The sequence below is a fragment of the Nocardiopsis alborubida genome, assembly GCF_012396365.1.
GTDB classification, from domain to species: domain Bacteria; phylum Actinomycetota; class Actinomycetes; order Streptosporangiales; family Streptosporangiaceae; genus Nocardiopsis; species Nocardiopsis alborubida.
Map to the genome: position 1 here is coordinate 1 of NZ_JAAXPG010000014.1, position 21501 is coordinate 21501.

At 72.6% G+C, this 21501-nt stretch carries 19 protein-coding genes; 8 read left to right on the plus strand and 11 right to left on the minus strand.

The window, feature by feature from the left end; genetic code table 11:
• The 6 genes from HGB44_RS15710 to HGB44_RS15735 form a co-directional block, all read right to left on the minus strand.
• Positions 1-598, minus strand: a 598-nt coding sequence (locus tag HGB44_RS15710) for a biotin/lipoyl-containing protein (protein WP_325096971.1), incomplete at its 3' end; no start/stop codon positions are given.
• 121 nt (positions 599-719) lie between these two features.
• Positions 720-2096, minus strand: coding sequence for a dihydrolipoyl dehydrogenase (gene lpdA / locus HGB44_RS15715; protein WP_061078532.1), 1377 nt, complete (start codon positions 2094-2096; stop codon positions 720-722).
• A 141-nt stretch (positions 2097-2237) separates the two neighbouring features.
• Positions 2238-3737, minus strand: a complete 1500-nt coding sequence (locus HGB44_RS15720; RefSeq protein ID WP_082768183.1) for a leucyl aminopeptidase — start codon at positions 3735-3737, stop codon at positions 2238-2240.
• A gap of 342 nt (positions 3738-4079) precedes the next feature.
• The gene (locus tag HGB44_RS15725; RefSeq protein WP_061078666.1) at positions 4080-4838 is read right to left on the minus strand and encodes an adenosylcobinamide-GDP ribazoletransferase; all 759 of its coding nucleotides are present in this window, start codon (positions 4836-4838) and stop codon (positions 4080-4082) included.
• A gap of 197 nt (positions 4839-5035) precedes the next feature.
• Positions 5036-6031, minus strand: a complete 996-nt coding sequence (locus HGB44_RS15730; protein WP_061078534.1) for a bifunctional adenosylcobinamide kinase/adenosylcobinamide-phosphate guanylyltransferase — start codon at positions 6029-6031, stop codon at positions 5036-5038.
• Between the two features lie 146 nt (positions 6032-6177).
• Entirely contained in the window at positions 6178-8055 is a 1878-nt protein-coding gene (locus HGB44_RS15735; RefSeq protein WP_231972213.1) for a transposase, read from the minus strand.
• A 403-nt stretch (positions 8056-8458) separates the two neighbouring features.
• Between HGB44_RS15735 and HGB44_RS15740 the strand changes: the two genes are divergently transcribed.
• Together HGB44_RS15740 and HGB44_RS15745 are read left to right on the plus strand one after the other, a co-directional pair.
• Positions 8459-8665 (plus strand): hypothetical protein, encoded by a 207-nt coding sequence (locus HGB44_RS15740; protein ID WP_061078667.1) that lies wholly within the window; start codon positions 8459-8461, stop codon positions 8663-8665.
• Positions 8666-8734: 69 nt separating this feature from the next.
• Positions 8735-9199, plus strand: coding sequence for a hypothetical protein (locus tag HGB44_RS15745; protein WP_061078536.1), 465 nt, complete (start codon positions 8735-8737; stop codon positions 9197-9199).
• A 41-nt stretch (positions 9200-9240) separates the two neighbouring features.
• On the opposite strand, the gene HGB44_RS15750 is transcribed toward HGB44_RS15745, so the two are convergent.
• From HGB44_RS15750 to HGB44_RS15760, 3 genes are all read right to left on the minus strand, one after another.
• Positions 9241-9603 (minus strand): DUF1622 domain-containing protein, encoded by a 363-nt coding sequence (locus tag HGB44_RS15750; RefSeq protein ID WP_061078537.1) that lies wholly within the window; start codon positions 9601-9603, stop codon positions 9241-9243.
• A 202-nt stretch (positions 9604-9805) separates the two neighbouring features.
• Positions 9806-10810, minus strand: coding sequence for an aldo/keto reductase family protein (locus tag HGB44_RS15755; protein WP_210751729.1), 1005 nt, complete (start codon positions 10808-10810; stop codon positions 9806-9808).
• Between the two features lie 163 nt (positions 10811-10973).
• The gene (locus tag HGB44_RS15760; protein ID WP_061078539.1) at positions 10974-11645 is read right to left on the minus strand and encodes a DUF3043 domain-containing protein; all 672 of its coding nucleotides are present in this window, start codon (positions 11643-11645) and stop codon (positions 10974-10976) included.
• Positions 11646-11741: 96 nt separating this feature from the next.
• Between HGB44_RS15760 and HGB44_RS15765 the strand changes: the two genes are divergently transcribed.
• The 5 genes from HGB44_RS15765 (at position 11742) to HGB44_RS15785 (ending at position 16081) form a co-directional block, all read left to right on the plus strand.
• Positions 11742-12524 (plus strand): PspA/IM30 family protein, encoded by a 783-nt coding sequence (locus HGB44_RS15765; protein ID WP_082768184.1) that lies wholly within the window; start codon positions 11742-11744, stop codon positions 12522-12524.
• Positions 12521-12799 carry a PspA-associated protein PspAA gene (pspAA, locus tag HGB44_RS15770; protein ID WP_061078541.1) on the plus strand — a complete coding sequence of 93 codons (279 nt, stop codon included), beginning with the start codon at positions 12521-12523 and terminating at the stop codon, positions 12797-12799. Before HGB44_RS15765 ends, pspAA begins: the two co-directional genes overlap by 4 nt.
• Positions 12800-13258: 459 nt before the next feature.
• Positions 13259-14182 (plus strand): zinc metalloprotease HtpX, encoded by a 924-nt coding sequence (gene htpX / locus HGB44_RS15775; protein ID WP_061078542.1) that lies wholly within the window; start codon positions 13259-13261, stop codon positions 14180-14182.
• A 146-nt stretch (positions 14183-14328) separates the two neighbouring features.
• On the plus strand, positions 14329-14928 hold the full coding sequence (pspAB, locus tag HGB44_RS15780) for a PspA-associated protein PspAB (RefSeq protein ID WP_061078543.1): 600 nt from the start codon (positions 14329-14331) through the stop codon (positions 14926-14928).
• A gap of 52 nt (positions 14929-14980) precedes the next feature.
• The gene (locus HGB44_RS15785; RefSeq protein WP_061078544.1) at positions 14981-16081 is read left to right on the plus strand and encodes a glycerate kinase family protein; all 1101 of its coding nucleotides are present in this window, start codon (positions 14981-14983) and stop codon (positions 16079-16081) included.
• Between the two features lie 269 nt (positions 16082-16350).
• Here HGB44_RS15785 and HGB44_RS15790 read toward each other — a convergent pair whose 3' ends face one another.
• Both HGB44_RS15790 and HGB44_RS15795 read right to left on the minus strand, forming a co-directional pair.
• Positions 16351-17598 carry an ABC transporter substrate-binding protein gene (locus HGB44_RS15790; protein ID WP_061078668.1) on the minus strand — a complete coding sequence of 416 codons (1248 nt, stop codon included), beginning with the start codon at positions 17596-17598 and terminating at the stop codon, positions 16351-16353.
• A gap of 530 nt (positions 17599-18128) precedes the next feature.
• The gene (locus HGB44_RS15795; protein WP_061078545.1) at positions 18129-18557 is read right to left on the minus strand and encodes a PaaI family thioesterase; all 429 of its coding nucleotides are present in this window, start codon (positions 18555-18557) and stop codon (positions 18129-18131) included.
• Positions 18558-18692: 135 nt separating this feature from the next.
• On the opposite strand from HGB44_RS15795, the gene polA reads away from it, so the two are divergent.
• On the plus strand, positions 18693-21479 hold the full coding sequence (gene polA / locus HGB44_RS15800) for a DNA polymerase I (protein WP_061078546.1): 2787 nt from the start codon (positions 18693-18695) through the stop codon (positions 21477-21479).
• Positions 21480-21501 lie beyond the last annotated feature (22 nt).

Here is a 21501-nt window from a genome sequence, read left to right on the forward strand (position 1 = left end):
TCTCCACGGTCTCGTCCTCGTCGACGAGGATCTTGGTGAGTACGCCCGCGACGGGTGACGGAATCTCGGTGTCCACCTTGTCGGTGGAGACCTCAAGGAGCGGCTCGTCCACCTCGACGGTGTCGCCGACGCTCTTGAGCCACTGGGTGACGGTGCCCTCGGTGACGCTCTCACCCAGGGCGGGCATGGTCACCGACGTGGTCGGGCCCTCGTCGGAGGACGAGGCCTGCGCGTCGGACCCGGCCTTCGGCTCCGGGGCGGGCTCCGGCTCCGGCTCGGGCTCCTCGGCGGCCTGGGGCTCCGGGGCGGACTCCGGCTCGGGCTCCTCCGCGGACTCCTCGGCGGCGGGCTCGGCACCGTCCTCGTCGGCGCTCTCGCCCTCACCGCCGATGACGGCGATCTCCGCGCCGATCTCCACGGTCTCGTCCTCGTCGACGAGGATCTTGGTGAGTACGCCCGCGACGGGTGACGGAATCTCGGTGTCCACCTTGTCGGTGGAGACCTCAAGGAGCGGCTCGTCCACCTCGACGGTGTCGCCCACGTTCTTCAGCCACTGGGTGACGGTGCCCTCGGTGACGCTCTCACCCAGGGCGGGCATGGAAACGGAAGTCGGCATGGGTTTCCTCGTTGGATCTGGGCGCGGTCTCTGCCCAACCCCTTGATGGGCAGCGCGGATGTGTGCGGGGGCGGGCCCTCGCGGCCCGCCCCCGGTGGTGCGGTCAGTCGTGGACGTGCAGCGGCTTGCCCGCCAGCGCGAGGTGCGCCTCGCCCAGCGCCTCGGACTGGCTCGGGTGCGGGTGGATCAGCTGGGCCACCTCGGAGGGCAGCGCCTCCCAGTTGTAGATCAGCTGCCCCTCGGCGATCAGCTCGCCGACGCGGCTGCCGACCATGTGGACGCCCAGTACCCGGCCGTCCTTCTCGGCGATGACCTTCACCGCGCCCTGCGTCTGCAGGATCTGGCTCTTGCCGTTGCCCGCGAGGCTGTAGTTCATCTCCACGACGTCGTGTCCGCGCTCCTTGGCGACCTTGGTGGTCAGGCCCACGGACGCGACCTCGGGCTCGCAGTAGGTGACGCGGGGGACACCGTCGTAGTCGATCGCGGGCGGGTTCTGCCCGGCGATGTGCTCGGCGACGAAGATGCCCTCGGCGAAGCCGACGTGGGCGAGCTGGAGGGTGGGGATGAGGTCGCCCACGGCGTAGACGTTGCCCACGCCGGTGTGCAGGTTCTCGTCCACCTGGACGAAGCCGCGGTCCAGGGTGATGCCCTGCTCCTCGTAGCCCAGGCCCTCCGAGACCGGCCCGCGGCCGATGGCCACCAGCAGGACCTCGGCCTCCAGGGTCTTGCCGCCCTTGAGGGTGACGGTCACACCGGAGTCGGTGGTCTTGACCGACTCGAACGGGGTGCCCAGCTCGTACTTGATCTTGCGCTTGCGGAAGGCGCGCTCCAGCAGCTTGGAGCTGGACTCCTCCTCCACCGGCACCAGGTGCGGCAGGGCCTCGACGATGGTGACGTCGGCGCCGTAGGAGCGCCACACGCTGGCGAACTCCACGCCGATCACGCCGCCGCCCAGGACGATGACCGACTCCGGCACGCGGCCCAGGTCGAGGGCCTGGTCGCTGGTCATGACCTTCTCGCCGTCGATGTCCAGCCCCAGGGTCTTGGGCTGGGAACCGGTGGCCAGGAGGACGTTGCGGCCCTTGTAGACCGTGCCGTCGACGGTGACCTCGTCCTTGCCGGTGAGCTTGCCCTCACCCGCGACGACGGTGATCTTGCGCGACTTGACCAGGCCGGTCAGGCCCTTGAACAGGCCGCCGATCACCTTGTCCTTGTAGGTGTGCACGGCCTCGATGTCGATGCCCTCGAACGTGGCCTTGACCCCGAAGTTCTCGCTCTCCTTGGCGGAGTCGGCGACCTCGGCCGAGTGCAGCAGGGCCTTGGTGGGGATGCAGCCGCGGTGCAGGCAGGTGCCGCCGAGCTTGTCTTTCTCGATCAGGACGACGCTCATGTCCAGCTCCGCGGCGCGCAGTGCCGCCGCGTAGCCGCCGCTGCCGCCGCCAAGGACGACGAGGTCGAAGGTGCCGCCGCTCTCACTCACGGGAACGAACTCCTTGTTGTGGCTGGTGATGGGTGGTGGGCCGCGGCCGGGCCCCGCGCGGGCGGAGGGAGGGTGTGCGCGGCCGCGGTGGCCGGGAGGGGCGGCGCTCCGGCTGGTGGAGGGCCGCCCCCTGGGCGGGTGCTACCCGGCGTACTCCTCGGCGATGCGGACCAGGGTGCGCGTGCCCGCGCCGGTGCCGCCCTTCGGGGTGTAGCCGTGCGGACCGCCCTGGTTGAAGGACGGACCGGCGATGTCGAGGTGCGCCCACGTGACGCCCTCCTCGATGAACTCCTTGAGGAAGACGCCCGCGGAGAGCATGCCGCCCCAGCGCTCGCCCGCCACGTTGGCGATGTCGGCGACCGCGGAGTCCAGGCCCGCGCGCAGCTCCTCGGGCAGGGGCATCGGCCAGGAGGCCTCACCCGCCTCGGCGGCCGCGGCGACGATCCGGTCGCGCGCCTCGTCGTCGTTGGACATGACCGCGAACACCCGGGTGCCGAGCGCGACCAGCTGGGCGCCGGTCAGGGTGGCGATGTCCACGACCAGGTCGGGCTCGTCCTCCTGCGCCCGCACGAGGGCGTCGGCCATGACCAGGCGGCCCTCGGCGTCGGTGTTGAGCACCTCGACGGTCTTGCCGCCGTAGATGGTCAGCACGTCGGAGGGGCGCTGGGCGGTGCCGCTGGGCATGTTCTCGGCCACGGCCAGGTAGCCGACGACGTTGACCCGCAGGTTCAGGGCGGCGATGGCGCGCATGGCGGCGAGCACGGAGGCGGCGCCCGCCATGTCGGACTTCATCCAGTCCATCGAGCCCGCGGGCTTGAGGGACAGGCCGCCGGAGTCGAACGTGATGCCCTTGCCGACGAAGGCGACGGTCCTGGTGGCCTCGGGGTGGCTGTGGGCCAGGCGGACCAGGCGGGGCGGGTTGGCCGACCCCTGGCCGACGCCGGTCAGGCCGCCGTAGCCGCCCTCGGACAGGGCGGCCTCGTCCAGCACCTCGACGCGCAGGCCGGACTGCTGGGCGATCTCCTGCGCGGTGGCGGCCAGGTCCTCGGGGACCAGGTCGGCCGGTGCGGTGTTGACCAGGTCGCGGGTGAGGTTGACGGCCTCGGCCAGGACGGCGGCGCGCTCGGCGGCGTCCGCGGCCTCCGCGGCGGAGCTGGCCAGGACCAGCTCGGCGGCGGGCTTGTCCTCGGCGCCGGTGCGGTACCGGTCGAAGCCGTAGGCGCCGAGGCGGGCTCCGAGGGCGACGGCGCCGGCCTCGGCGGCGGTCCCCGCGGGCAGGGCCAGGACGACGCGGCCCGCTCCCCCGGGACGCGAGGTCAGCGAGCGCAGCGCGGCACCGGCGGCGCGGGACAGGGTGTCGGGGTCGACGGGGCCCTCGGCGGGCGCCGGGCCGAGACCGACCGCGACGACGACCGGGGCCTTGACGGCTCCGAGGGAGGCAAGGGTGTGCACCTCCTCGGGGGCGCCGCTCGCTCCCAGGAGCGACAGGGTCTGGGCGAGGCCGCCGGAGAAGGCGGCATCGACGTCATGAGCGCCCGACGCGGGCTCCGGAGCGTCGCCTCCGGAGTGGTAACCGACGACAACCGCGTCGGCGTCGAGCGAACTGGGGGACTCCGTATTTACTGACAACGACGTGCTCACGTCCCCGATGCTAGTCGCCTCGCGCGCCCGGCGGGGACGCGGCGCCCCGGGGTCGCGGGGGCCCTGACGCGGCGCTGCGGGGGTCGCGGGAGCCGGGGGTGTGCGGGGTCGGCTCCGGTCCGCGCGCGCGGCGAGGGTGCCTCTGGCCGCCGGTGAAGGGTGTCGTGGGCCGCCTCCGGGGCGGACTCCGCCTTCCCGCGCGGGAGAACCGTGAAACCCGTGTGAAAAAATGTGATGATCGCGACATCGGGAACCCCCGATCGGGTTACCGGCTGGTAGGAAACCGCCTGGTGGGACGCCTCGCGGCCCGCGGACCGGGGCCGTGAATCCCCGTGCCGCGCCTCACAGCCGGACCGCGGCCGCCGCGGACACCACCAGCGCCGTCGTCACCGCCGTCTCCGCCAGTGCGCCCAGCACGTCGCCCGTGACACCGCCCAGCCGCCGCACCGCCCGGCGCAGCACGAGGCCCGCCGCGAGCAGGCCCGCCGCCGCGGCGAGCACGCAGGCCAGCGCGAACCCCGGCGCGTGCGCCCAGCCCGTCAGGCACACCAGCAGAACGGGTGCGGCGGCCAGCAGCGCGCCCGGAAGGCGCACGGTCCCCGCCACGAACGCGCCCAGGCCCTCGGGCCGCGCCGAGGGTACGCGGGGGGTGCACGCCAGGGTCACCGCCAGCCGCCCCGCTGCCCCGGCCGCCGCCGCGCCCGCCAGCGCCGCCTCCGCCGAGGCCTGCGCCAGCTGGCCCAGGGCCAGGGCCTGCGCGGCGAGCACGACCACCAGGGTGACCACGCCGAACGGGCCGATGTCGGACCGCCGCATCACCTCCAGGGCGCCCTCGGCCGGACGCGCGCTGCCCAGCCCGTCTGCCAGGTCGGCCAGGCCGTCCAGGTGCAGTCCCCGCGTCAGCAGCGCTCCCAGCCCGACGGCGAGCACCGCCGCCAGCGCGGCGGACAGGCCGACCGCCGTCCCGAGCACGGCCGCGGCGCCGGTGAGGCCGCCCAGGAGCGCGCCCAGCACAGGTGCCCACACCATCGCCCACCCGGCCACGCGGCGGTCCAGCCGCCCCGCGCGCACCGGGAACACGGTGAACGTCCCCAGCGCCATCCGGGCCCCCGCGACCGCGTCGGCGGCGCGGGAGGGGCCGGAGGGGGAGTCGCCGGTCGGGGAGCGGTCAGGGGAGGGGCCGTACGCCGGGGAGCCGTCCGGAAAAGGGTCGCCGGAGGGGGAACCACCCGACGGCGAGCCGTTCGGGGGAGGCCCGTCGGAGGAAGGGCCGTCCGGAGGGGGACCGGCGGCACCGCTCACGACAGCTCCAGGACGCGGCCCGCGGTCACCAGCACCACGTCCTCGGACTCGGCGCCGATCCACTGGTTCAACCGGCCCAGGTGGTCGCGGAACAGACCCCCCGCGCGGGTCGCGGGCACCACGCCCGACCCCACCTCGTTGGTGACCGCCACGACGTAGGCCTGGGAGGAACGCCAGGCCTCCAGCAGTCCGTGGACGGCCGCCTCCACCTCGTCCTCCGCGCCGGGGGGAGGGCTCTCCTCCCACAGCCCCGCCTCACCCATCACCCAGGTCAGCCAGGTGCCCAGGCAGTCCACCAGGACCGCGCCCCGGGCGCCCTTGAGCAGCGCGGCCAGGTCGGTGGTCTGCTCGGTGCGCCACCACCAGGGGCGGCGCCGCACGTGCCGGGCCACCCGGTCGGCCCAGTCCGGGTCCGCGACCGGGTCGGGTACCGGACCGGTCGCCGCGTACAGCACCTTCGGCTCCGACATCAGGCGCAGTTCCGCCTCGGTGGACTTGCCCGAGCGCGCGCCCCCGGTCACCAGGGTCCGGTGCGGCCCGCGCGGCCGCGACTCCGGCCACACCACAGGAGGGCACGACAGGACCTGCCCGTCACCCGGCACCAGGGCGCCCCACAGCCGGGCCCGGCGGGCGAACTCCCAGGGGGAGCGGACGCGGTGGTCGCCGCCGACCGCCACGACGGCCGTGGTCACCCCGATCACACCCGAGCGGCGCAGCTCGCCGATGACCTCCGGGCGCTGCGCGGCGTCCACGATGACCATGTCCACCTGCTGGTCGGGGCGGGTGGAGGAGTAGCCGGAGGAGCCCTCGGCGCGCGCCTCCGCGGGGGGGACTCCGGGCAGGGGGCCCGGGCCCGTGCGCGCGTACATCAGCCTGCCCCCGTCGGGGCCTTCGACCAGGACGCCGTCGGGGGTCGGGGTCACCGAGTACCCCGGCGGCACAGGGCCGACCGCCCCGGCCTCCCGGACGCGGAAGCGGTCGTCCACCGTCACGCGCAGGGGCAGTCGGCGCTCGGCGAGGGCCTTGTTGCAGGAGGCGCAGGTGCACTGGGGGGCGGGCCACCCCGAGTGCCCGGCTGTCCCGAGAAAACGGATACGCACCAAAAAAGTAAACAGCATGGTCAGCCAAGCGTCTCTGATCAGCTTGGTAATCCCAGGTAAGACGTGGTGTCTGGTAACGGGATCTGCCCCCGTGGTGGGGTGGCGTGGGCGTGCAGGTGGAAGCCCGCGCCCAATGCCGCCCCTCTCGGCCTGTGCCGGATGGTGGGTGTGCTGATCGTGTTCACGCCCTGGTGCCGGTGGGCCGCTCGGGGCAGCCGGGACCGGTCCGGTGGTGCGTGTCCCTCCGGACGTTGACCCGCCCGACCGTGTGGTCTGGTGGGGGAGGGCGCCCTGCGTCGCCTGGGCGCAGGGCGTGTGAGTCGTCGCCGGGTGGGGCCGGTCTTGGACCGATCCCTCTGGCGGGTTCTTGTGGTGGCGGGTGCGGTGACCGCGCGGGTTTCGAGCGTGTCCACCACCGTGCGGATGCCCATCGCCCCCGTGGCGTGGTCGGTGACGGTCCTGGTCTGGTGGGTCAGGCCGCGTGCGGCCACGCGTTGCCAGGCTCCGGTGTCGCGGTCGCCCTGCCGCCCGCAGCCCGAGTCGGGGCACAGGGCCCACTTCCACCCCCGGGTGAGCCGGTCAGGGGTCTTACGGTGCCCCAGTGGGGCCAGGCAGCGGGGGCAGTGCTTGGAGGTGCCTCGGGCGGGGACGGTGACCACCGCGATCCCCACCTCGGCGGCCGCATGGTGCATCCGCCCCACGACGCGTCCGCGCACCTGCTGGGACAGGCGGGTGTTCATGGTCCGCCCCATACCCCGCGCCTCTATGGAGCGCAGGTCCTCCACGTAGATCACCGTGGCACCGGCGGCGACGGCCTGGTCCACCGCCCACCGGGCGGCGGAGGCGGCCAGGGCGTCGTTGAGACGGGAGCGCTTGGCGGACACCCGCCGGGCCTCTGCGGCCAGGACGGCGTGTTTGGTGTGCAGGGGATGTGCGGCGTCCCCGGTGGTGAGCCGCTGGTGGTGGTCGGTCTTGGCGTGCAGGAACTCGCCCTGGCGGCGCAGACGGTGCTGCTTGGCCAGCACACCACCGGCCCGGAACATCGCACCCGAACCCAGGGCGGTGATATGCCCATCGCCGTGCAGCCGGACCGCCCCGGCGGACAGCAGGGTGTTCAGACCCCAGTCCACACCGAGCGCAACCGTGTGCCCGCTGCGGCGAGCTTGGGGCACAGCATGGCTGTAGGCCACATCTGCGCGGACCTTCCCATCGCGTGGGCGCAGAGCGGGCAGGTGCAGCACCGCGCTCGGGGGAACGGTGGGCGGCAACGCCAGGGGGCAAGCCACCCACGTCCAGTCCGCATACGTGCGCGGGTCAGGGCGGGTGGGCAGCTTGAGCCGCAGCAGGATCCGTCCCGGATCACTTTCGTGCCGTTCCAGGGTGGCCTGCTGGGCATCGCACGCCGACAACACCAGCATCCGCGCGGCGCGGGGCACACCCTCCAGATCGAACACGTCAACCGGCATCCGGCCGTGCTTGTGGGCGAACGCGGTGATCTGCCGGGTACGGGAACCGATGATGGTGGAGGGCAGGTGCTTCCCACCGGACACCCGCGCACGTACCTGGCCCCACTCGGCAGGAGTGCGCTTGGCCGGGTCAGCAGGCCAGACGGCCAAGACCCCGGTGGTGAGGTCGGCGCGCCACTGCGCGGAGCGCAAAATCCGTCCGGCCATCTCCTGGGCCATGCGCATGATCCGGTCGTTGACCCGCACACCCTGCGGCGGAGCGATGGACCAACCCAAGCGGCGCGGCGCCATCCATGCGTTCGAGGGCAGCCTTCTACCGGCCGCGTCCACCCCCGCGGCCAGCGTGTTCACGTCGGCGGCGTTGAAGTGTGCCTTCAGTAGTTCGGTGGTCATGGCCGACACCAGGTCGGCGCACCAGCCCACACGCTGAGCCAGCACTGAGGCTGACACGGGCTCGCCGGTTCTCTCCTCCACTCCGGTGCGCAACACGACCGGGGCGCACGCGGTACGCGAGGTCTCGCCCGGGGCGAGAGGCACCTTGCGGCTCACCGGATACCATCCCGACCAACTCGAACCAGTGCACCCGGTCCGGGGCGGGTGGCCCCTACGGCCACTCGCCCCCGGGAGATCCCGGACGTGTGCCAGGAAAGGGTGTGCATGAAGGGGACCATGGCATGAGGAAGCGACAGACGAAGGGGTTTCAGCGGAACCCCGCGGTCAGTACATTCCGGCCAGCCGGAGCGAAGTTGAAGAAAACCGAGGGCAACCGAGAAAACTGATATGCCTTGGCTAAGCTCGGGCCAGGATCACGGTGACCGGCGCTGTGACCTCCGTGACGAAGGGGCGGTCGAACATGGCGTGGACCTGGCGGTACTTCGAGGCCGACGGAGCCGACCCGTTGGGGGCGGACCTGCCCTCGGAGTCGTTCACCTCGCGTGGCGACGCGGAGAGCTGGCTGGGGGAGAACTGGCAGGAGCTCGCCGAGGGCGGCGTGGGACGCGTCGCCCTGCTCGACGGCGACAAGGAGGTCTACGCGATGTCCCTGGATCCCGTCGAGTAGGACCCGAGCCGCCCGGCCGGGGCCGCGAAGGCCCCCGGAGCGGTGGGACGCCTCCGTGACAATGGGGGCGTGATCCCCGCTCTGCGCAACCTGGCCGTCCTGGAACTGGTCAACATCCCCCTGTTCGCGACGGTGCTGTTCCTCCTGCTGGGTGTGCCCGCCTCACCCGCCAACCTGGTCGGCTTCGCCCTCTTCGCCCTGCTGCTGGCGGAGGGCGGCGCCTACTGGTGGGTCAAGGCGCGCCAACTGCGCGCGCGGGCCCGCCGCCCGGCGGGCATGGCGCTCTTCCGCGCCCTGGGGCGGGCCAACATCGCACTGTTCCTCGCGGGCGGCGCGGTGGTGGCCGCGGCCCTGCTCGCCGACGCCCCGTGGACGAGGGTGTGGCCGGGCCTGGGCCTGTGGCTCTTCGCCCTCCTGGAGCACGTCAACTACTTCCACGTCCAGCTGTCCCACCAGACGCGCGCCGACCTGGCGCGGCTGGTGCGAACCCGGCGCCTGCACCGCTCCCACCTGTCACACGACATGGCGCGCTGACCGTCCCTGCGCGGACGGTCGGCCGGGGCCCCGGGAGAGGGTCAGCCGGTGCCGGAGAGGGAGCGGCGGCCCTGCCACGGCCAGCGGTTCTCCAGCTCCACCTCCAGGGAGAAGCTGAGGAAGGTCCGGATGAGGACGATCCCGGCGAGCACCCCCACGCTGGCGAAGGTGGGCGACACCGCGACCGTGCGGATGATGTCCCCGGCGACGAGCAGCTCCAGACCCAGCAGGATCGCCCGGCCCAGCCCCTGCCGGTAGGGCCGGTAGGCCGCGTCCAGCCCGTGTCCGCTGACCCACCGGTACAGGAACAGCGCGGTCGCGCCCAGTGCCCCGACCACGATGACGCCGACCCCGGCGACGTCGACGGCGGTGCCCACCGCCTCGATGACGTGCGCGATGTCCATGGAGCCCCCCTGTGCCGCGTGCGTGCGGGCCAGCAGCTACCCAGGGCTGGCGGCGTGACACCAGGGGGAGGACGGACGCTTCGGGCCGGGCGACCCGGCCAGCCGCGGACGGCGGGAACGCGAACGGGCCCGGCCGCCCTGGGGGCGGCCGGGCCCGCTGCGCCGAACACGGACCGGAGGCCGGGGGCGGGCCGGCGGCGGTCTAGCCGCGGATGTTCTCGGGGCTCCTGGTCAGCGCAGGATCGCGCTGGACGCTGTCGCCCAGGACCTCGTCGATCCCCGCCATCAGCTCGGCGTCCAGCCTGACCCCGGCCGCCTTGACGTTGCCCTCCACCTGCTCGGGGCGGGAGGCGCCGATGATCGCGGCCGACACGTTCGGGTTCTGCAGCACCCAGGCCACGGCCAGCTGCGCCAGCGTCAGGCCCGCCTCGGCGGCCAGCGGCTCCAGTCTCTGCACGCGCTCCAGCAGGACCTGGTCCTTCATCTGCTCGCTCAGGAAGCGGCCGCCGCCGGGGTCGGCGGCGCGCGAACCGGCGGGCAGCTCCTGTCCTGGCCTGTACTTGCCGCTCAGGACACCGCCCTCGATCGGCGACCACACGATCTGGCCGACGCCCTCGCGCTCGGAGAGCGGAACGACCTCGGGCTCGATGACCCGCCACAGCATGTTGTACTTCGGCTGGTTGGAGACGATCCGGTCGAAGCCCAGCTCGTCGGCGATCTTGAGCGCCTGCTCGATCTCCTCGGCGCGCCACTCGGAGACGCCGACGTAGAGGACCTTGCCCTGGCGGACCAGGTCCTCGAAGGCCCGCACGGTCTCCTCCAGCGGGGTGGAGTAGTCGAACCGGTGGGCCTGGTACAGGTCCAGGTAGTCGGTCCCCAGGCGGCGCAGGGAGTTCTCCACGCTGCGGACGATGTGCTTGCGGGACAGGCCCCGGTCGTTCTTGCCCTCGCCCGTGGGCCAGAAGACCTTGGAGAAGATCTCCAGCCCGTCGCGGCGCTCGCCCTTCAGCGCGCGGCCGAGCACCTCCTCCGCCCTGCCCCCGGCGTAGCCGTCGGCGGTGTCGAACGTGGTGATACCGGCGTCCAGCGCGGCGCGGACACAGGCCTTGGCCGTGTCCTCCTCCACCTGGGAGCCGTGCGTGATCCAGTTCCCGTAGGCGATCTCGCTGACCATGAGACCGCTGTTGCCCAGATGCCGAAATTCCATGTCGAGCACTCTAGTGGGGGATTGTGCTCGTTCGCGAGGTTCCGCGCAGGGCGAGTGGAAGCGCTCCCAACCACGGGGCGGCGAGGACTCGGGAGAGGGAGTGAGGGGCCGGTGCTGTGACCGGCCCGGGCTCACGTCGTCGGGGAGGCGGTGGTGGGAGGCGTCAGCGCGTGCGGCGGGGCGTGGGGTCCTCGCGGACCTTGAGCCGCGGCTTGGGCAGGCGCAGGCGGCGGAACTGGAGCTGGCGCATGGCCGCGTACATCCCGATGCCCTTGATGGCGGGGTCCTCGGGGAAGTACTCGGCGGCGCGCTTCTTGACCGTGCGGCCCACCATGACGCCCTCGGCGATGATGGTGACCATCATCAGCGGCCACAGAACGTAGGCCACGCCGATCTGGAACATCGGGTTGTTGACGAACAGCAGCGCGATGATCACGATCGAGAACGGCAGGAAGAACTCACTGGCGCTGCGGCGCGAGTCGACGAAGTCGCGGGCGAACGCCCGGGCCTCGCCGAGGTCCTGCTGCCGGTAGTAGCGCGCCTCGTCCTTGGGCACGCCCTTGATCGCGGAACTCGCGGTGCCCCTCCCGCGTTGGCGGTCGAGACGGTCCCGGTAGGCCTGGTAGGCCTCCTTGCGCGTCTCGGGCGCCTTGAGCGGTCGGCGGGGGGCCACCTCGGACTCCCTGCGCTTTGGGGTGGGCACACCCTTCTTGGGTGTGTATCCCTTAGGTTGGGTGGACTCAGTGGCCTCAGGGCTGGCGGATTCGGCGGAGGCCGGATCCGTGGCTGCGGAAGCGGAGCGACGTCGGAACACACCTTCAGGGTAGCCGGTCATAGCTTTATGGCGACCGCGGACCAGAGCGCGTAGGGTTGGGCAAAGCGCCCGCTGGGAACAGCCGATGTACGCACCGAGAAGGGGACGGCCACGCCGATGAGCGTGTTTCAGCGACTTTCGATGATCTTCAAGTCCAAGGCCAATAAGGCCTTGGACGCAGCCGAGGACCCAAGGGAAACCCTCGACTACTCGTACCAGAAGCAGCTTGAGCTCCTACAGAAGGTGCGACGGGGTGTGGCCGACGTCGCGACCTCCCGTAAGCGCGTCGAGCTCCAGATCCAGCAGCTGGAGCAGCAGTCCGGCAAGCTGGAGAACCAGAGCCGCGCCGCCCTGACGCAGGGGCGCGAGGACCTCGCCCGCGAGGCCCTGACCCGCCGCTCCGGTCTGTCCCAGCAGATCGAGAGCCTGCGTGAGCAGCACGCCAACCTCCAGGGCGAGGAGCAGAAGCTCACGATGGCGGCCCAGCGCCTCCAGAGCAAGGTGGACGCCTTCCGCACGCGCAAGGAGACCATCAAGGCCAACTACACCGCGGCCCAGGCCCAGACGCAGATCAGCGAGGCCTTCTCCGGCATCTCCGAGGAGATGGGCGACGTCGGCATGGCCGTCCAGCGCGCCGAGGACAAGACCGCCGAGATGCAGGCCCGCGCGGGCGCCGTGGACGAGCTCCTCGCCTCGGGCGCGCTCGACGACGTCACCGGCACCGCCAGGGACGACATCCAGAGCGAGCTGGACCGCATGGCCAGCACCACCGGCGTCGACGCCGAGCTGGAGCGCATGAAGATGGAGCTCGGCCAGGGCAGCGGCGGTTCCACCCCCCAGATCGAGGGCGGCAACGGTGCGGGCAGCACCGGCAGCACCGGCAACCGGGAGGGCGCGTGATCGTCCGCATCATGGGTGAGGGGCAGCTCGACCTCACCGACGCCGACCTCGAACTGCTCAACTCCTTCGACTCCGCGCTGGAGTCGGCGATCGAGTCGGGTGACGAGGCCACGTTCCGCCGTGCCCTGCACGACCTCCTGGCGAGGGTCCGCGAGGACGGTCGGCCGCTGCCGCCCGACGCGCTGGAGCCCTCGCAGTTCATCCTCCCGCACGCCGACGCCACCATGGAAGAGGTGCGGGAGATGCTCCAGGACGACGGACTCATCCCCGGTTAGGACCGGCTTCTCCGTCCGGCGCACCGTCTCCGTCCAGGTGCGTCCGGACCGGTGAGTGCGCCCGGCGGGCCGCCGGGCGGCCGGTGCGACGCTCGGTGCCCGCGCGCGTGTTTCCAGGCCGTCGTGACCACGTGTCACGGCGGCCTTCGCATGTCCGGGGCACGCGGGCCGTGCGACGGGACCGCGCATGACGCGGTCGCGCCGGGGCACCCGTGACGGAAGCCGCGCGCGGGTCGTGTGGCGTGCGCCGCCCCCGGCAGAGGAACCCCGGCGGGGCCCCCGTCCGTTGGACGTGGTGGAGACGCGAGGGGGAGAACAGGGGCCGCGCCCGGTCCCGCGGGCAGGGGCCGGCCGGGGGAGGACCGGCGAACACGCGGCGGGCGGACCGCCTCATACCCTTTCCCACCTGGGCGAACTACACTCCGAGACAGTCGACGCGTCGGCGGAGAGGACTGCGGCATGGCCGGATCCAAGTTCAGACCTGACCGGGGACTGACCGCCCGCATGGTGACGACCATGGGCCTGCTCGCCCTCGTCTACGCGGCCTTCGTCGTCGGGCTGGTCCTGGTGGGCCTCAACGTGTGGCTGGTGCTGGTCATCGTCGTCGGGTTCGCGCTGTTCAGCTACTTCGCCTCCGACAGGATCGCCATGTTCGCCATGGGGGCCAAGGAGGTCTCCCCGGAGCAGGCACCCGAGCTGCACGCCCTCATCGACCGGCTGTGCGCCATGGCGGACATGTCCAAGCCCCGCGTGGGGATCGCCGACACCGACGTGCCCAACGCCTTCGCCACCGGGCACAACGAGAAGTCCGCGGTCGTGTGCGTGACCACCGGCCTCATGCGCCGCCTCGACGGCCCCGAGCTGGAGGCGGTCCTGGCGCACGAGCTGTCCCACATCGCCCACCGCGACGTCATGGTGATGACCGTCGCCGGGTTCCTCGGCATCGTGGCCGGGTTCCTGACCCAGGCCGGGCTGCGCTTCGCGATGTTCGCCGGGGCGACGCGCGGCAACAACAACAACGGGCCCGCACCGGCCGCGGTCGCCCTGCTCGTCGTGGTCGTCAGCGCCGCGGCCTGGGCGCTCAGCTTCCTGCTCACCCGGGCGCTGTCGCGCTACCGGGAGCTGTCGGCCGACCGCGCCGCCGCCTACCTCACCGGGCGCCCGTCCGTGCTGGGCAGCGCCCTGACCAAGATCACCGGCGACATGTCCCGCATCCCCACCCGCGACCTGCGCCAGGCGGAGCCGTTCAACGCCTTCTTCTTCGCTCCGGCCTCCTCACGCAAGGGGTTCAGCTTCAGCCAGCTGGTCGCCACCCACCCGCCCGTGCAGCAGCGGCTGGAGCAGCTGTCCGACATCTCGCGCCAGCTCGGGCAGGGGCACTGACCCCGTACGCGGAGGCCTGCCGGAGGGGACGACCGCGTCGGGCCGCTCCCTCCGGGAGCGGACGGCGGCCGTACCGATCCGCCCCGGAGCGGGGCCGACCCGGCCCGCGCGGAACCGACACGACCACGACGAGAGGACCGGCCACGATGAGCTTCTGGCGAGCGCTGTTCGGGCGCTCCGAACCGGCCCAACCCGACCTCGACGCCCTGTTCGGCCTGCCCTCGGCGTCCGTCACCCTGCGGGCCGCCGCGGGCTTCACGCCCACCGGCACCGGATCCGTCGCCTTCCGCGCCACGGAGGGAGCCGCCTTCGCCGACCTGGAGCGCGACGTCACCGAGCTGCTCAACGCCGACGGGGGGCCGCCCGTAGGACAGGTCACCGACGACTACGGCTACACCTGGCTGGTGGTCCGCTCCGGTCAGCCCGCCCAGGAGCCGGGCGGGGCCGCCGCCCCCGACATCACCGGCCTGGTGACCGACCTGCACGCCGTCAACTCCACGCTGGAGGCCAACGGCTACGGGCCCTCGCTCCTGTGCTCCCTGGTCGGCTTCACCGACGGCACGCGCTCACTGGGACTGGTCTACCTCTACAAGCGCGGCACCTTCTACCCCTTCGCCCCCGTCGGCGACGGCCGCCGCCGGGACAACGCCCTGGAGCTCCAGGCCGAGGCCGCCATCGGCCGCGACCTGCCCCTGGAGGAGGACCGCTCCCGCTGGTTCCCCGTCTACGGGGCGCCCGGCCTCTGACCAGCGGGGGGTACCCCGCACCGGGATGAATGTGGCCTGGCACACTGGTGCGGTGCGTATCCTCATCGCTCCTGACAAGTTCGCCGGTACCCTCTCCGCCCTCGAAGCCGCGCAGGCGGTCGCCGACGGCTGGCACCGGACCGATCCCTCCGCCACGACGGACCTGCTGCCGCTCTCCGACGGCGGCCCCGGCTTCGTCGAGGTCCTGCACACGGCCCTCGGCGGCAAGGTGCACCGGACCCGGGTGACCGGCCCCCTCGGCGCGCCCGTGACCGCGGAGTACCTCCTGGACGGCGACACCGCCTACGTGGAGAGCGCCCAGGCCTGTGGTCTCCACCTGGTGCCCGCCGGTGACCGCGACCCCGGCCGCACCACCACCCACGGCGTCGGCGAGCTCGTCGCCCACGCGGTCCGCTCCGGCGCCCGCACCGTCGTCGTCGGCCTCGGCGGCAGCTCCACCAACGACGCCGGAGCAGGCCTCCTGGCCGCCCTGGGCGCCGCCCCCGCCGACCGCCTCAGCCACGGCGGCGGCCCCCTGGCCGAGACCGGGGACGTCGACCTCGACGCGGCCCGCCGGGCACTGGCCGGGGTCCGCGTCGTCGCCGCCACCGACGTCGACAACCCCCTGCTGGGCATCCACGGAGCCAGCGCGGTCTTCGGGCCCCAGAAGGGCGCGGACCCCGACCAGGTGCAGCGCCTGGACGCCGCACTCACCGCCTTCGCCGACCGCGTCGACCCCGCGGGCACCGTCCGCGACACCCCCGGAGCCGGTGCCGCGGGCGGCCTGGGCTTCGCCCTGCTCCTGCTCGGCGGCACCGTCGAGTCGGGCATCAGCCGCGTCCTGGACTCCGTGCGCCTGGCCGAGCGCCTCTCGGGGGCCGACCTGGTCATCACCGGCGAGGGCTCCTTCGACTCCCAGTCCCTGCGCGGCAAGCTGCCCCACGGCGTCGCCCAGGCCGCCAACAAGCACGGCGTCCCCTGCGTCGTCACCGCGGGCGCGGTCAAGGTCGGCCGCGCCGAGGCGGCCGCCGCCGGGATCACCGAGACCTACTCCCTCGTGGAGTCCTCGGGCTCGGTCGAGGCCGCCATGACCCGTTCCGCGGACGAGCTGCGCGCCCTGGCCGCCGACATCGCCCGCCGCTGGGCCCGCTGAGCCCCGGGTGACGCCTGGTCTCGGGTGACCCCGGGCCCGGTCGGCGCTGAGCCCCGTCGAACACGGCGGGGGGTGGGGACGGCTCCGGGCCGCCCCCACCCCCCGTCTCTCCTGCTCCCGCGCTCCCAGCGTCCCCCGCGCCGTGGAGCTCGGCCGCCCGGTGCGGGACGCGCGCAAGAGAGAGCGGCGCCCCGGGAGGACCTCCTCCCGGGGCGCCGCTCCGTGCCGTGACGGATCAGGCCGTGTGCGGCGCGGGCCGCTGCGAGCCGTTACTCCTCCAGGGCGTGCTCCTCGTAGGCCAGGATCTCGTGGCCGTCCTCCCCGTAGTGGAAGATCTCGAAGGTGGCGGCGGTCGGGTCGCCGTTGTCGTTGAAGTCGATGTTGCCGCTGACGCCCTGGTAGTTGATCTCCTCACCGTCGGCCAGCAGGTCGCGGCACTCGGCGAAGGTGCCGCACTCGGTGCCCTCGGGGCGGCTGACGTTGGGCAGCTCGGCGACGTACTCGGACGGGTTCACGCTGCCCGCGGCCTCGGCGGCCAGGGCGATCACGGTGACGCAGTCGTAGACCTGCGGGGCGAACTGGAAGACCTCCAGGTCCTCGGCGAAGCTGGTCAGGCCCTCCGTGAACTCGGGGTTGTCGGCGCTGGGGGCGATACCGGTGATGCCGGTGACGCTCTCGGGGTTGTCGGCGCTGACGGTCTCGCCCAGGTTCGGGTCGTTGAGGCCGTCGGTGACGTAGAGCTGCTCGCCCTCGACGTCGCTCTCCAGGAGCTGGGCGATGACCTGCGCGCCCTCCTCGAAGGCGATGAGCGCGACGGCGTCCGGCTCCTCGCTGGTGACGCTGGTGACGACCGAGTCGAAGGTGGTGGCCAGCGGGTCGTAGGTCTCGTTGACCACGACCTGGGCGCCCAGGCTCTCCAGTTCGGCCTGGAGGGCGCCCGCGTAGCCGCCGCCGTAGTCGTCGGCGCGCGCGACGATGGCGATGTTCTGGTTGCCGTTCTCGACCATCGTGCGGGCCATCACGACGGCGGAGAGCAGGTCGCTCGGCGCGGTGCGGAAGTAGTAGCCGTTGTCCTCGATCTCGCTCAGCTCGGCGGCGGTGTTGGAGCCCGAGCACTGGACGATCTCGGCACCGGTGATGGTGTCGTAGGTCGCCTGCGTCATACCGGAGGCGGCGGCGCCGATGACGGCGTTCACCTGGTCGGAGACGAGGTTGTTGGCGGCCTCGTTGGCCTGGGCGTTGTCGCCGGCCTCGTCGCCCTCGACCAGGTCGGGGACGTCGGTGCCGAGGATGCCGCCGGCCTCGTTGATCTCGGAGATCGCGTACTCGGCGGCGCGGAGCTGCGGCGGGCCGAGGAAGGCGAGGTTGCCGGTCTGCGGGTAGAGGATTCCGTAGGTGAACTCCTCACCGCCCTCACCGCCGCCGCCTCCTTCGCCCCCGTCGCTGCCACACGCGGTCAGGCCGAGGACGAGGGCCGCGGTTGCGGCAGTGAGGCCTAGGACCTTCTTGCTAGCCATGATCGTGGTCACTCCGTTCAACCGGCGAAGCACGCGCTGCGCGGGGCAGCCGTGCCATGAGCATGCGCGTCCTGAATGTCCGTGATGTGTGGCATGACTTAATCAGGAGCGTTAGCGGAGCTTAATCATGAAAGTTCTGGTGCGGAAAGGACGGAACGGGCGTTGGTGCCGACTCGCCGTCAGGCTGTTATGGCTCTGTAGTCATCATTGACATCCGGTGTTTCGTCTCTGTACAGATCACAGCTTTCCGTGCTCGCGGGGTAGCGAACTGTCGCGGTGAGCAGGGATGACGAAGCCCGACCGTCAAGGGTGGCGGCCGGGCCGGAGGAAAGCCACAGGCGGGCTACACGAGGGTGTGAAGCGGTCCTTCCTTAAAACGAGAAAACCCTTGACCGCTATACGCGGCACGGAAGGCGCGACCACACCGGGGGGACCACACCGCGGTCCTGTCCCAGGGCAGCCGTCGGCGGGTTCGGGACGGGCCGCGGACGGCGGGTCCGCCGGATGCGGAACCGCCCCGCCGGACCCCGCTACGCCTCAGGCAGCTCGCGCAGCATGCACGTGAGCCGGGAGGTGCACACCTTCCGGCCCCCGTCGTCGGTGATGGTGATGTCCCACGTGGCCAGTGTCCGGCCCAGGTGCACCGGGGTGGCCACCCCGGTCACGTACCCCTCGGTGGCCGAGCGGTGGTGCGTGGCGTTGATCTCGATGCCGACCGCGACCTTGCCGAACCGGGACGCGTGGGCCGTGGCGCCGATCGACCCCAGGGACTCTGCCAGCACGCACGACGCGCCGCCGTGCAGCAGGCCGAACGGCTGGACGTTGCCCTCCACCGGCATCCGGCCCACCACGCGCTCGGCGGACGCCTCCGTCACCTCGATGCCCATGCGCTCGCCCAGACCGCCCGTCAGGGCGCCCGTGTCGAGCATCCGCCGCATCGCCTCGGAGTCCGTCGTCATGTGCCCTCCGCCTCCTCGGGACCCCGCCGCGGCCGGGCCCGGGCCGCGCCGGACCGGGGGCGGCGTCCCCGCCGTCGTGTCACTGCCCTCGCGGTATGGCCGCGAAGTGTCTCCGTCGCATCCTAGGATTCGTCTGTGGTGACCAAGCGAGAGACCCCCGAACAGACATCCCGGACCGGCGACGGCGGCAGGCGCCCCCGGCTCCTCCTCCTGGACGGCCACTCGATGGCCTTCCGCGCGTTCTTCGCGCTCCCGGTGGACAAGTTCGGCACGAGTACCGGGCAGTCGACCAACGCCGTGTACGGCTTCGCGTCGATGCTGGTCAAGCTGCTGCGCGACGAGGAGCCCACCCACGTCGCGGTGGCCTGGGACCTGTCCGGCCCCACCTTCAGGCACGAGGAGTACGCCGAGTACAAGGACGGCCGCTCCGACACGCCGCCGGAGTTCCCCTCTCAGGTGCCGCTCACCCAGGACCTGATGCGGCTGATCGGCGTCGCCAACCTGTCCGCCCCGGGGTTCGAGGCCGACGACGTCATCGCCACCCTGGCCCACCAGGGCGGCGAGGCCGGGATGGAGGTGCTCATCGCCTCCGGCGACCGCGACGCCTTCCAGCTGGTCACCGACTCCTGCACGGTCCTGTACCCGGGCAAGAGCCTGTCGGACCTGCGGCGGATGGACCCCGCCGCGGTCGAGGACAAGTACGGGGTCACCCCCGAGCGCTACCGCGACCTGGCCGCCCTGGTGGGGGAGAAGGCCGACAACCTGCCCGGCGTGCCCGGCGTGGGCCCCAAGACCGCCGCCAAGTGGATCACCAAGTACGGGTCCCTGGACGATCTGGTCGCCCACGCCGACGAGCTCGGCGGCAAGGCGGGGCAGAGCTTCCGCGACCACCTGGACGACGTCCTGCGCAACCAGCGGCTCAACCGGCTGGCCACGGACGTGGAGCTGGACGCGGAGGTCACCGACCTGGCCCTGGGCGAGGCCGACCGCACCGGGATCGACGCGCTCTTCGACAACCTGGAGTTCGCCTCCAACCTGCGCGAGCGCCTCTACGCCGTCGTCCGCCTGCCCGAGGACGGCTCCGGGGAGGCCGGGGCCGAGGCGGTCGAGGGCTTCCGCGTGGAGCTGACCGTGGCCGGGACCGGTGAGCTGGCCGCATGGCTGGCCGCGCACGCGGCCCCCGACGACGCGGTCTCCGACACCCTCACGCCCACCGCGCCCGCCGGGCTCGCCCTGGACGGAACCTGGGGGCAGGGCACCGGCCGGGTGGACGCGCTGGCGATCAGCGTGCCCTCCGGCGACGCCGTGTTCGTCGACCCCACCGCCCTGGACCCGGCCGACACCGAGGCGCTGGCGGACTTCCTGGCCGACCCCCGCCGCCCCAAGGCGGTGCACGAGTACAAGGGCGCCCTGCTGGCCCTGGGCGCGCACGGATGGGAACTGGGCGGGGTGGTCAGCGACACCGCCCTGGCCGCCTACCTGGTCCAGCCGGGCCAGCGCCGCTTCGACCTGGCCGACCTGTGCCGCAGGTACCTGGGCCGGGAGCTGGAGGAGGACTCCTCCGGCGACCAGCTGACCCTGGACCTGGGCGACGAGGGCGGGGCGGGATCGGGCCGCCAGCACCTGCTGGCCGTGCGCGCGAGCGCCACCCGCGACCTGGCCGGGGTCCTCTCCGCCGAACTCGACAAGCGCGGCGGCACCCACCTGCTGCACGAGGTCGAGCTGCCGCTGGTGGACGTGCTGGCGCGCCTGGAGCGGGCGGGGATCGCCGCCGACCGCGCCTACCTGGAGGAGCTCCAGGGCGAGTTCGCCGCGGCGGGCCGGGGCGCGGTGGAGCGCGCGCACGAGATCGTGGGCCGCGAGTTCAACCTCGGCTCGCCCAAGCAGCTCCAGCAGGTCCTGTTCGAGGACCTGGGCCTGCCCAGGACCAAGAAGATCAAGACGGGCTACACCACCGACGCCGACGCGCTGGCGTGGCTGGCCGCCCAGACCGACAACGAGCTGCCCGCGGTCCTGCTGCACCACCGCGACCAGACCAAGCTGCGCACCACGGTCGAGGGGCTGATCAAGACCGTCGCCGACGACGGCCGCATCCACACCACCTTCAACCAGACGGTGGCGGCGACCGGGCGCCTCAGCTCCACCGACCCCAACCTCCAGAACATCCCGGTGCGCACCGACGTGGGGCGGCGCATCCGGCGCGCGTTCGTGGTGGGCGAGGGCTACGAGGAGCTGCTCACCGCCGACTACAGCCAGATCGAGCTGCGCATCATGGCGCACCTGTCGGGTGAGCAGGCGCTGATCGACGCCTTCAACAGCGGCTACGACTTCCACGCGCAGATGGCCGCGCAGATCTTCGACGTCGAGGTCGAGCGGGTGGACGGCGAGGCGCGGTCCAGGATCAAGGCCATGAGCTACGGCCTGGCCTACGGGCTGAGCGCCTACGGCCTGTCCCAGCAGCTGGGGATCACGCCGGAGGAGTCCAAGCGCCTGATGGAGGACTACTTCGCCGAGTTCGGCGGGGTGCGCGACTACCTCAACGCCGTGGTGGAGGAGGCCCGCCGGGTCGGCTACACCGAGACCATCCTGGGGCGGCGCCGCTACCTGCCCGACCTGACCAGCGACAACCGCCAGCGCCGGGAGATGGCCGAGCGTATGGCGCTCAACGCGCCGATCCAGGGGTCGGCCGCCGACATCATCAAGGTGGCCATGCTCCGGGTGGACGCGGCCCTGGCCGAGGGCGGGTTCACCTCGCGGGTCCTGCTCCAGGTGCACGACGAACTCGTGGTGGAGGTCGCCCCCGGCGAGCGCGGGGAGGTCGAAAACATCGTGGCGCGCGAGATGAGCTCCGCCTATGATCTGCGTGTGCCGCTGGCCGTCTCGGTCGGCAGCGGCCAGAACTGGCACGACGCCGCGCACTGACAGGGTCCGCGGCCCGCGTACG